General features: G+C 38.9%; 7 protein-coding genes and 1 pseudogene. 4 read left to right on the forward strand and 4 right to left on the reverse strand.

All coding sequences use genetic code 11. From position 1 onward, the window contains the following. The first annotated feature begins 14 nt into the window (after positions 1-14). From NW212_RS10835 to NW212_RS10850, 4 genes are all read left to right on the forward strand, one after another. Positions 15-1,709, forward strand: coding sequence for a SusD/RagB family nutrient-binding outer membrane lipoprotein (locus NW212_RS10835; protein WP_191709648.1), 1,695 nt, complete (start codon positions 15-17; stop codon positions 1,707-1,709). Positions 1,710-1,747: 38 nt separating this feature from the next. Continuing rightward, positions 1,748-3,043, forward strand: a complete 1,296-nt coding sequence (locus NW212_RS10840; RefSeq protein ID WP_021847153.1) for a hypothetical protein — start codon at positions 1,748-1,750, stop codon at positions 3,041-3,043. Positions 3,044-3,072: 29 nt separating this feature from the next. Next, positions 3,073-5,412, forward strand: coding sequence for a glycoside hydrolase family 3 N-terminal domain-containing protein (locus tag NW212_RS10845; RefSeq protein ID WP_258338662.1), 2,340 nt, complete (start codon positions 3,073-3,075; stop codon positions 5,410-5,412). Positions 5,413-5,754: 342 nt separating this feature from the next. Continuing rightward, complete coding sequence (locus NW212_RS10850; RefSeq protein ID WP_258338663.1) at positions 5,755-6,459, forward strand: IS30 family transposase; 705 nt, start codon at positions 5,755-5,757, stop codon at positions 6,457-6,459. A gap of 239 nt (positions 6,460-6,698) precedes the next feature. Here the strand turns inward: NW212_RS10850 and NW212_RS10855 are convergent, their stop codons facing one another. The 4 genes and pseudogenes from NW212_RS10855 to NW212_RS10870 all read right to left on the reverse strand — a co-directional run. Beyond that, positions 6,699-8,255: an RNA-binding domain-containing protein gene (locus NW212_RS10855; RefSeq protein ID WP_258338664.1), complete on the reverse strand. Its 1,557-nt coding sequence runs from the start codon at positions 8,253-8,255 to the stop codon at positions 6,699-6,701. A gap of 10 nt (positions 8,256-8,265) precedes the next feature. Further along, positions 8,266-9,528, reverse strand: coding sequence for a site-specific integrase (locus NW212_RS10860; protein WP_258338665.1), 1,263 nt, complete (start codon positions 9,526-9,528; stop codon positions 8,266-8,268). A gap of 261 nt (positions 9,529-9,789) precedes the next feature. Beyond that, positions 9,790-10,716, reverse strand: a complete 927-nt coding sequence (locus tag NW212_RS10865; RefSeq protein ID WP_258338666.1) for a hypothetical protein — start codon at positions 10,714-10,716, stop codon at positions 9,790-9,792. A gap of 109 nt (positions 10,717-10,825) precedes the next feature. Then, a pseudogene (locus tag NW212_RS10870) lies at positions 10,826-11,418 on the reverse strand (hypothetical protein); the annotation flags it as partial.

Below are 11,418 nucleotides of genomic sequence, written 5' to 3' on the forward strand. Positions count from 1 at the left end.
AAAAGAAATACACAATGAAACGTTACAAATCATATATAAAAACAGCAATGTGCATGGCATTAGCACTTGCTTTTACAGCTTGCAGTGATGAATACATGAATGACATGAATACAGACCCGTCGAAAGCTGAAAATATTGACCCAAATTCACAGTTGACTTTTGCCGAACTACAGACATACGGCGACCTTGGAATGATAGAAATATACCGAAGCTATATAGGTGCCTTTACGCAGCAGCTTATGGGATGTTGGAATACAACAAACTACGGAGGTCAGCACAAAATTGACAATAACGAAATGAATCGTTTTTGGACAAATCTTTATACTACAGGAATCAAGAATCTTGTAGATGCTGAGGTAAAGACAGAAGGTGACGAGAACAAAGTGAACATACATGCCGCTGCTGTGATTTACAAAGTATATCTTATGTCTATCATAACAGATACATACGGTGATGCTCCATACTCAGAGGCAGCCAGAGGTTTTATCAGTGGTATAACAAGTCCACGTTATGATACACAAGAGGAAATCTACAACAGTTTCTTTACAGAACTGACTGAAGCCGCTGCCGCTTTAGACGATAAGAAAGATGAAATCACAGGTGATGTGATATTTAATGGAGATATAAGAAAATGGAAAAAGCTTGCAAATTCTCTTCGTATGCGTTATGCTATGCGTATATCTGATGTTTCTCCACAGAAGGCGCAGGAAGAGTTTGAAAAGGCATTTACAGATCCTGCCGGCTATATGACAAGTGCTGATGATGACGCATTGATTGAATATATGGAGCTTACATTCAATTTTGGTCAGGAAGCATATACAGATTACAGACGTAACGCTTTGTCACAGTTGTATTTTGGTAATGACCCTGCAAATAATCAGACTTATATCTGTTCTACTTTCTTCAATACTTTGAAGGACAATGACGACCCTCGTACTTTTGCACTTACCCGTTGTTATTTCGACAAGGGTCTGACTCAGTCAAATCCTAATAACCGTATTGATCTGACAGACGAAATGCTGGAACTGGGTGCACAGTTCAACCCTTCTAAACCGGGTGAATTCTGGTATGAACCATGGCCGGATAATGGATATTGGAGTGAAATTATAGCGGACCTTAAAGAAAGGTATCCTGACAATACGAATTACTCAAATCCATGGTTACAGGATGCTACCCGTCCTAAATTGGCCCAGAATTTCCTTAAATCTGACAACCCGGGTGTTGTGATGACATACGCTGAGGTTGAGTTCCTATTGGCCGAGGCTAAGCTTAAAGGATGGAACGTAGGTGCTACATCTGTTGAGCAGCATTACGAAAATGGAGTTAAGGCTTCGATGGCATTTCTAGTTGATAACTATGATTGCGAAATTGACGATCAGGATATAAACGATTATATAGCAAATCACCCTATTTCTGCTCTTAGTGACGAAGGCAAGAAAGAAGCAATAAATACTCAGGCTTGGATTCTTCACTTCCATAATCTGTCAGAATGTTGGGCTAACATACGTCGTTCAGGATATCCAAAGCTGAAATCTCCTGCAGAATATGGTTATGCGGCAGACAAGCTTACTGGTGGATACGACATTCCTGTACGTTTGTGCTATCCTATACTTGAGTCTTCTTACAACAAGGAAGGTTATCAGGAAGCTTTGGACCGTATGGGTGGAACTAACAGTTGGAATATTCCTGTATGGTGGGATAAAGAATAAAAATCTAGTACACTAAACAATTTAAATTTCGTATTAAAATGAAAAATATATATTGGATATTATTTATATTGCTCGGTGCAGGTTTCTCTTTTACATCTTGTAGTGAAGAAGAGCCATTTTCTACTGCAACAGCAGATGACGAGCCTCGTATTATAGCTCCTACGTTTCCGGAGCGTGACGCTAATGGTGGACTGGGAACTATTTCTGAAATAGACAGGGATGTATTGTTTTCAATAACAGTAACAACTACGCCTGCTGATTTCACTTCTGTGGTTTGGACTCTTGACGGTGAAGAAGTCGGAACAGAAAAGACGCTCGAGATGAATCTTAATGCCGGTGTTTATCATCTTAGGGTTGATGTCTCAACTCCTGTAGGAAAGACAACTTTCCGTGAAGGACTTGTAAAAATAAAAGCTTTGGCTGAAGATCCTCAGAGTGAAGAAGTAATATCAGAACGTATTGTCGCAACTGGAGGATGGGCACGTCTTAGTGGAACAAATCTTGAAAAGGTTGCAAAAGTAGCATTAAAGCAGATAAACATTGCCGAGTCTAAAACTAATCAGGAAGTGGAAATCTCTGATATAACATACGTGGAATCAGATGGTTATATTGAATTTAAAATTCCTTCAGAATTGTCTGACGGTGAGTATCGTGTGGAATTTATAGATGTGGAAGGCAGTAGATACGGTGCTAATACAATGGATGTTACTTCCAAGCCGTTGATTACTGCAGGACCTGAAAACAAGCGTCCTGATGCTGAGTGGACTATTACCGGTTTGAATCTTGACAAGGTCGTTTCGTTGTCATTGGGTGGAAATACAATCACTACATTCGTTGAACAGTATTCAACTCGTCTTACATTCATTTCACCTGCAATTGCAGACGGAGATTATGTATTGACAGGTATATCCAAATCCGGAGAAAATGTTAGTTTCTTTATTGATGGTGAGATAAAGACAGAACTTGCAGTTACGGTAAAAGACTCTCCATTGGAAGTTGAATTATGGAATGGACATCATTATGTATCATGGGATTTACCTGAAGGTGATCCAAACAGGTTGTTTGATGCGGTGCAGAATGATGTGAAGAATTTGCCTGTAGGAACAAAATTAAAGGTATATTACTCAATTAAATCTGATGATAGCTATCATAAAATCAGATTCTCTTCCGGATGGTGGACAGAACTTCCCGGGTACCCTGAGTTTGATGTTTATGCGGACGGTGTTAGTGACATAATTATGTCACATGAGATACTTGACTTGTTGAATTCGCAAGATGGATTCCTTTGTGTAGGTTTCGGATATTACGTTGATAGAATTACTTACGAAGAATAATTTATTTACCAAGAAAAAAATTAATAAATATGAATTTAAGAAAAGTATTATTTGTATCGTCAATAATAGGAAATGCTGCCTGCTTCGTACAGGCGGCAACTCCTGTCAGTTTGACGAAAGATACAGAAATAGAGAAGAAGGTTGAAGCTACATTAGCGGGAATGACCTTGGAAGAAAAGGTCGGACAGATGACAGAACTGTCAATAGATGTTCTTGGCAATGTGGTGGGCGGAGAGTTCAAACTGGATAAGGAAAAAGTAAAAAATGCAATTGGAAAGTACAAGGTCGGATCTGTACTGAATGCTCCCGGACCGGTTGCTCAAAGCCGTGAGAAATGGAAAGAAATCATCGGTTATATTCAGGAAGTATCTATGAAGGAAATAGGTATTCCTTGTATTTACGGCTTGGATCAGACTCATGGTACTACTTATACCCTTGGTGGAACGCTTTTCCCGCAGAATATCAATCTTGGTGCATCCTTTAATCCTGAACTGACATACGAGTCGGCCGTTATAACTGCATACGAAACACGAGCAAGCAACTGTCCTTGGACTTATTCACCAACGGTGGATATGGCAAGAGATCCTCGCTGGTCGCGTGTTTGGGAAAATTATGGGGAGGACTGTCTGGTTAATGCCATAATGGGCAGTGAGGCTGTTCGTGGTTTTCAGGGAGATGACCCTAATCATGTTTCAGAAGACCGTGTAGCTGCTTCTGTCAAGCATTACCTTGGTTACAGCATGTCCCGTACTGGTAAAGACCGTACTCCTGCATATATATCAGAATCTGATTTGAGAGAGAAGTGTTTTGCTCCGTTTAAGGCTTGCGTAGAAACTGGTGCGCTGACAATAATGGTAAACAGTGCTTCCATTAATGGTGTGCCTGTGCATGCCAACAGGCAGTTACTCACAGAATGGCTTAAAGAAGATCTGGAATGGGACGGAATGTTGATTACCGACTGGGCGGATATTAATAACCTATATACTCGTGAAAGAATAGCAGCCAACAAAAAGGAAGCTATTGAAATTGCCATCAATGCGGGTATCGATATGGCTATGGAACCTTACAATCTTGATTTCTGTACACTGTTGAAGGAATTGGTAGAAGAGGGAAGAGTGCCGATGAGTCGTATTGATGATGCCGTACGTCGTATTCTCCGTCTGAAATACCGTTTGGGACTTTTTGAAAAACCTAATACTGACTATAAGGATTATCCTAAATTCGGCAGTAAGGAACATGCCGCAATCGCACTTAGAGCAGCCGAAGAATCGGAAGTATTGCTGAAAAACAATAATAACATATTACCATTGGCAAAAGGTAAGAAAATCCTCGTGACAGGTCCTAATGCAAATTCAATGAGATGCCTTAACGGCGGATGGAGTTATACATGGCAAGGACATCTTGCCGACCGTTTTGCAGGTGAGTATAATACCATCTACGAAGCTGTAAGCAACAAGTTTGGCACTGATTTGGTAACCCTAGAACAAGGAGTTACATACGTTGCCGAAGGAGCGTATTACGAAGAAAGCACTCCTGAAATAGAAAAAGCTGTGGCTGCAGCAAAGAATGTAGATGTAATCATCGCATGTATAGGCGAAAATTCATATTGCGAGACTCCTGGAAATCTGGCAGACCTTGCAATCTCTGAAAACCAGCGTAACCTTGTTAAAGCTCTTGCTACGACAGGCAAGCCTATTGTTCTTGTAATAAATGGCGGTCGTCCACGTATTATAAGTGACATTGAACCTTTGGCAGACGGTGTAATCAATATCTTGTTGCCTGGTAATTATGGTGGAGATGCATTGGCAAATATCCTTGCCGGTGATGCAAATCCAAGTGCTAAGATGCCATATACATATCCAAGAAACCAAGCTGAACTTACTACATACGATTATCGTGTAAGCGAGGAAATGGATAAGATGGAAGGTGCATACGATTATGATGCTGTAATTTCTGTTCAATGGCCTTTCGGTTACGGTTTGAGTTATACTACTTTTGATTACAGGAATCTGCGTGTGAACAAAGATACTTTTACTGAAAACGAAAAACTGGAATTTACAATAGACGTTACAAATACTGGAAAGATTGCAGGTAAAGAAGTTGTAATGTTGTTCAGCAGCGATTTGGTAGCATCGCTCACACCAGAGAATCGCAGGCTGCGCGCATTCAAGAAAGTGGAATTACAGCCAGGTGAGACCAAAACTGTAACATTGACTATCAAAGGAAGTGATTTTGCTTTTGTAGGTGCTGACGGAAAATGGATACTTGAGAAAGGTGATTTCCGTATGCAGGTAGGAAATCAAGTCTTGAATATTAAATGTTCTGATACACATAAATGGGAAACTGCTAATATCTGTGTTAATAAATAGCATTGTCTGATTGCTTTTAACGAGTCTGGTCATTTTGAAATTGTAGATTCCAAAACGAAGTGCAACGTTTTGGTCTTTAAAAGTAGTAGATTCAAGGAGGAAAGTGTTAACTTTGTCTCGTGAATCAAAGAGGAGGCGAGCTCTGCTGAGGAGCAACTCGACCAAGCAATAGATTCATGTACCACACTGAAATAGTGTAAAGGAGCGAGGCTGTCTGATTTCAGCCCCGCTTTCATTATTTTAGGAGGTATGTATGGCTAAGAAAACCTTTCCCTGTGGCAATGCAAAAAAACAAAAAGGGAGACCGAAGTCTCCCCAAGATTAATTAACTTTGTATTGCTTATGTACAATCAATTAACCCTTGCGCAAAGGTACACAATTTCTACCATGCGCCAAAATGGTTTTTCATTAAAAGCCATAGCAGACGAATTAAACCGTATTGAAGAGGAAGCAGCCATATCCTCCGGTAATCCTCTTCCCGAAAAGAAACGTTCAGCATCCACCATTTCACGTGAGTTGAAGCGTAGTAGGACAAAGACCGGTAGATATAATCCCAAACAGGCTGATGAAATGGCCCGTGAAAAGAGGGAGCGAATAGTACGCAACACAGCAATAAAACCTGGGGTGCTGGAGCTTGCCATAAAGTTACTCAAAGGGAAAGGATGGTCTCCGGAACAAATTTCAGGACATCTGAAAAAAGAGGGGAAACGCATATCTAAGGAACGTATCTATCAGGAAATCAGAAGAAAGCCTGAGCTTTCAAAATATTGTCATCACTATATGAAATACAGGCGTCACCAGGCTAAGCCATATAAGACAGCAGGAAAAAGCATGATTCCTGACAGGGTATCCATCCATGAAAGACCGGCAGAAGCCAATGGAAAAAGATTTGGAGACTGGGAGATGGATTTAGTTATTGGAGCAGAGCAAAATAGTGCAGTTCTTACAAAATTTAAGATTAGTGAAAGAGTTCTTACTGGGTTTTATCAGACCGTCCTTTATCCATTTATTGACCGATGCTTGAGTTGTCCTCATCCATTTGGCTAAATGAACATTTGTAATCAGGTAATATCCGTTCAACTGCATAACAGTATGTTTGTTGGCAGAGAAACCACGCTGTAAACGGTCTATCAGCATATCTATATCTTTTTTGATGATTTTGGGTGCAGGTTTGTTTTCTTTGATGGTCAGTTCAATAGAACTCATGTCAAAATTAGCCAACTGTGGTAGTTTGGATAATTCTTCAACGATGTGACCTGCACATCTCAAATCTTGGATATGAAATGTTAATTGCTTCCGTCTTGGCATAGTAGTAGTGATTTTCCTTTTTCTGTGGTATAATACTTCTGCAAACGACTGTTAGGTTTGTCAGGAACGGTCATTGCCAACAATCCTTCTGCAATAAGAGGGTTTATATATTTCCTCTTAAACTTTGTTCTATCACTAAAATTGAATAAAGCAATAATCTGAGTTAAAGAATTTTCGAGCAAGCATGTTTCCAATATAGTTTTTATCTCCTTTTGACTTAATGCTAACTTAGTGCCGACTTGCTGCCAACTTAGTGCCGACTTAGTGCCGACTTGTCGGTGACTTGTCGGTATATTTTCTGCAAACTCAAATTCTTTAGGGTCACGATAGGTAATAGAAAAGATAAACTCCTCTCCACTATGTATATCTATTTCAGTGTTTTCAAAGTATAACGGAGCATATTTCCGAATATTTTTCTGTCCAGATCCAAGCTCCTCAGCCCATTTCATTTCACGGAATACCTTTGTTATTAGCGGATTCTTTGTACGGGTATGCCAGTCATTTATATCTATATCCCCTGTTTGGAAAGGTTTCGTCCAATTCTCCGTTATGACCCGATCACGGAATATGAGAAACTTATTGGTGTATGAACTGATATACTCACGATGAAGCAGTGTATTTGATATTACTTCTCTGAATATCATTACCCGTAAATCCAAACGGTCTATACCATTATCCGCTAAACGGAATTTATCAGGCATGTTGCGTTGTACAAAATTCAGTAAACGAATATATGACTGAATCAAATTTACGCATATCATATCTCTGTCATTGTAGCGAATGTCAGGGTCGGTAGGAAGCGGATGCAAGAAACGCTCGTAAGACATGCTACGGTAAATAGCGTCCGTGCGATGCCACGGACAACAATTCAGAATAGTTTGTTCCTTACCAAATAAAAGAATGGCAGCCAACTTATATCCTTCCTTATTCGTTTCCCGTTGTTTACCCCAAAACAGACTTTTCAGGAACTCTTCATTTGTCATGCTTAGCCACGGATGATTGGAGTTATGGATGGAAATGTGGCTGCGCATAATCTTGAACGATTCTTCGTCCATATCTTCCAAGGTCACATCGGGAAACACTTCGTTTTCGGAAGATTCCTTTTCTTTTCGCATGAACATATTCTTAACCAGATAGGTATGTTTTGACACATCATTGTCCGCATCACCCCAACGGTCGAAGAAACGATTTTTGTATCTATGCACTTGTTCACTCTCCGGCACATTCAGATACAAGATAATCTTACCGTCTATCTCTGCCTGTTCCGGTGTGATTGGCATTGGAGGAAGAAACTGTTCAGGGTTATTCAGCGTATTGATAATGCTTTTAGTCATATCTGTTACGCATTTTGGGTTAATTCCCAATATTGTGCCATCATCATCCACTCCCAAAAAGATATATCCTCCCTCTGCATTCAAGAAAGAACATACGGTTTCATACACAGATGCTGAAACCTTATCCGTACATCTCTTAAATTCTACTTGCTTATTCTCGCCATGCGAAAGCAAGTCCTTTATTTTATCTGTTGATAACATACTGTTTCTTTTATAAGACTTTTACTGCTTCATCTATTACGCTACTGGCAAAACTATCCAAATAAGTATTAGTTGTTGACAAATCACTATGGCATAATATCTGTGAGATAACCTCACGTGGTACTTGATTGTCCTGCAAAGTCATAGCCATTGTATGACGACTTACATAGCTTGTTAGTTTCATATCCGTAATCTCCAAAACTTTCGCTAAGTTAGCCAAATTCTTGTTATTGCGCCCAAATCGGCTACGAATATGATTATACAGTCGTTCCCCCTTGTACCCGGCAATGGAAACAATCGGCAACAAATAATCTTCCACTAACAATGTATTTGCGGAAAACCAATCCAATAAATTTTGTATTTCTTGTGTAATTCTAATCTGAATTGGTTTTACCCGTTTAGCCTCCTTTGTCTTATTTCGTTTATATACGATATAGTTACCCCCATTATAACGGACGATATTCTTCTTTGTTAATAATGCTGCATCAATGAAAGAAATACCATAACAATAGTACGAAAAAAGAAATAATCTTCGAGCCAACTCTTGAGCCGCACTTTCAACTACTGTATTTTTCAATTTCTCCATATCCTCATGTGGTAAATACCGCTTCATCGTTTCTTCTTCTAAAGATGCAACACTAAATCCTCCTTTCCCAAATGGATAAGTAGATTCCGATGCTTCTCCATCTTGGATAGCCTTATTTAAAACGGCTCTTAAAGCTTTAAAATAAAACTTTCTCGTATTGCCTTTACATTCTCTTTTCTGGAGAAAAACATCGAAAGCTTTTACATACTTAATGTCAATTTCAGGAAATACCCGTTCTGAAAACTTATCATCAAATAATTCAAGCATATGGAGGGCCCGATTGTAACAAGTGGCATTCCCTATATGGTTGGTATCTTTATAGGTTAAGATAAGTTTTTCAAAATAATCTTTGACATTACCTTTATTGGAATAATGAAAAAATTCTTGTTCAAACTGATTTAAAGTCCAATCTATTTTATTTTTATCAAACTCTGCGATGATACGAAGTATCTCAGATTTCTTCTGAGTAAGCCAATCATTCAGATATTTACGGTCTGGATGCAACTTAGGCACACGCTTATCTGTGATAAACAGTTCCTGTTTATCATCCCATTGGTGTGGTTCTGCGTAAATGCCTAATGCCATGACCTTACGCTTATTGTCTTTTCGCACCACCAGCCAAATAGCATAACCATCTTTATAATGGTACTTATCTGCTATCCACATCTTAAACGAAGCATATTTCATAAGCGATACATTTTACTGACGGATTACTGACGTTTTTAGTCCTAATACATCCAATTTAGTATAATCAGAAGCTACTACGCCATATTTTAATCGCTACAAATATATTGAATTTCAGATAAATACAAAAATATATAAAATAAAAGGAAGGCTCTGGGGGGGCGTGTGGTCGCTGGTTCGAATCCAGTCACCCCGACATTGAAAATCAGCCATTTACAAATAAGTAAGTGGCTGATTTATTTTTAGTGGAACACAAACATGCATTTAGTTTTCATGAAACAAGTCAGGATCATTCTCAAATGCCCAGACATCTTTGCTTCCTTCGTGGTTCTTTTGATAGAAGCTGATGGCTTCATAAGCAGAGGGAAAGAACTTAATAGTTCGAATATCGCTATATCCTTGGCTCAACAAATATAAATAGATTCCAGCACATATTTCTTCATTGGTAATGTCGGAGCGATAATCAACATCATATCTGCTGCAAAGATCTTCTTTTCTCATAATAGATACCTGTTTAGTCACTTCTTGTTTATCCTCGTCATTGAGATATGGGTCAAAATACTCTGCATAGCTTCCACACATTTTTTCTGCCTCTTTCGACAACTTCCGTTCTTCTTTTGGCGCATCTGTTTTTATGGGTTCTTCTATTTGGTCAGACAGTTGTTGGATAAGGAGTAGTTTATTCTTTTCTTCCTCATTTGAAGATTGGGCAATCATGTGCCTGACATCTGTTTTTACTTTATTTTCTATTACAGCCTTTTTAATGAGAGAGATTATCTCTGCTCTTGTAAAATTACTGTTTTCCTCCAATCTTTCCAATGTAGCACCTTGCCGTGCGGAAGCAGCCATAAACAAATGCTCATTTTCATCAAAATAGGAATTAACTGCTGCTATGGCTTTGAACCATTCTTCACTTCGTCTTTCTATTGTATCATCATAACAAGTCTGTTGATACAGTTTATTGTGTATCGACTTAATTCTTATTTGCCGAAACCTTTTAAGCTGTTCTTCTGACAAAGTAGTTTCATCTCCCTTTATGTAGGCCAAATTAGGAGCTATTTCTTTCTTAACAAGTTCTTCCAACCCGTCTAAAATCTCATCCATGTTTATATTGAGGTTTTTAGAAATCTGTTCTAAAGTAAACTTTGAGTTCACGTAGTCAAATATTTGTGCTAATACAACATTGTTCATTTTTTGAAATATTATTTGTTTGTCTTCTGTATTTCTTTAATTCGCGCGGTGAATGACTTTATATCATCAGGCTTTTGTCGCATTTTGCAGTAGCTTTAATTCTCTTTACTCAACTTCTTTTGTATAATTGTTCAAACTTGTCTGCTGCCTTTAAAAGCCGTTGGACTTGCTTTTCGGAGAAACCTAAAATTTTTGTCATTTCCGTAACATGCGTTTTCATATCATACGGCCAGAAATCTATGGTGTCTTTATTTGCCATTTTTTCAATTCCGGTCAGTATTTCCTCATTCAACTTTTCATCATTGGCATGTTCCATCAGGAAAGAATGCGGGATGTCATGTCCGTAAACCATACCCGCCTCTATCAGTTTAGCCCACAATTTATGTTTCAAAGCCGAAGATACTTTTTTAGTCGGTCTGAATACATCGGTACATGCCGGGTGACCATGCGTGTCGCCTATGCCGAGAGAGTAGGCTAAGTAACAGTCATCGCTCGCATCCAATAAACTGCATTCACCTTTTTCTAACAATTTCTTGTTTAATCTTTCTACTTTTTCGGTTGTCCATGGGAGTGCAGTAATAACATGTAATTCGGCTTCCCCACCCTCAAACACTTCCACAATATCACCAACCTTAAATCGTATCTTTTCTTTCGGACGACCGAGAAAAGGATCCGTCTTTTTTGCCGTATCGGCAATCAAAC

Origin of the sequence: Bacteroides sp. ET225 (assembly GCF_024733745.1) — a bacterium.
GTDB lineage: Bacteria > Bacteroidota > Bacteroidia > Bacteroidales > Bacteroidaceae > Phocaeicola > Phocaeicola excrementipullorum.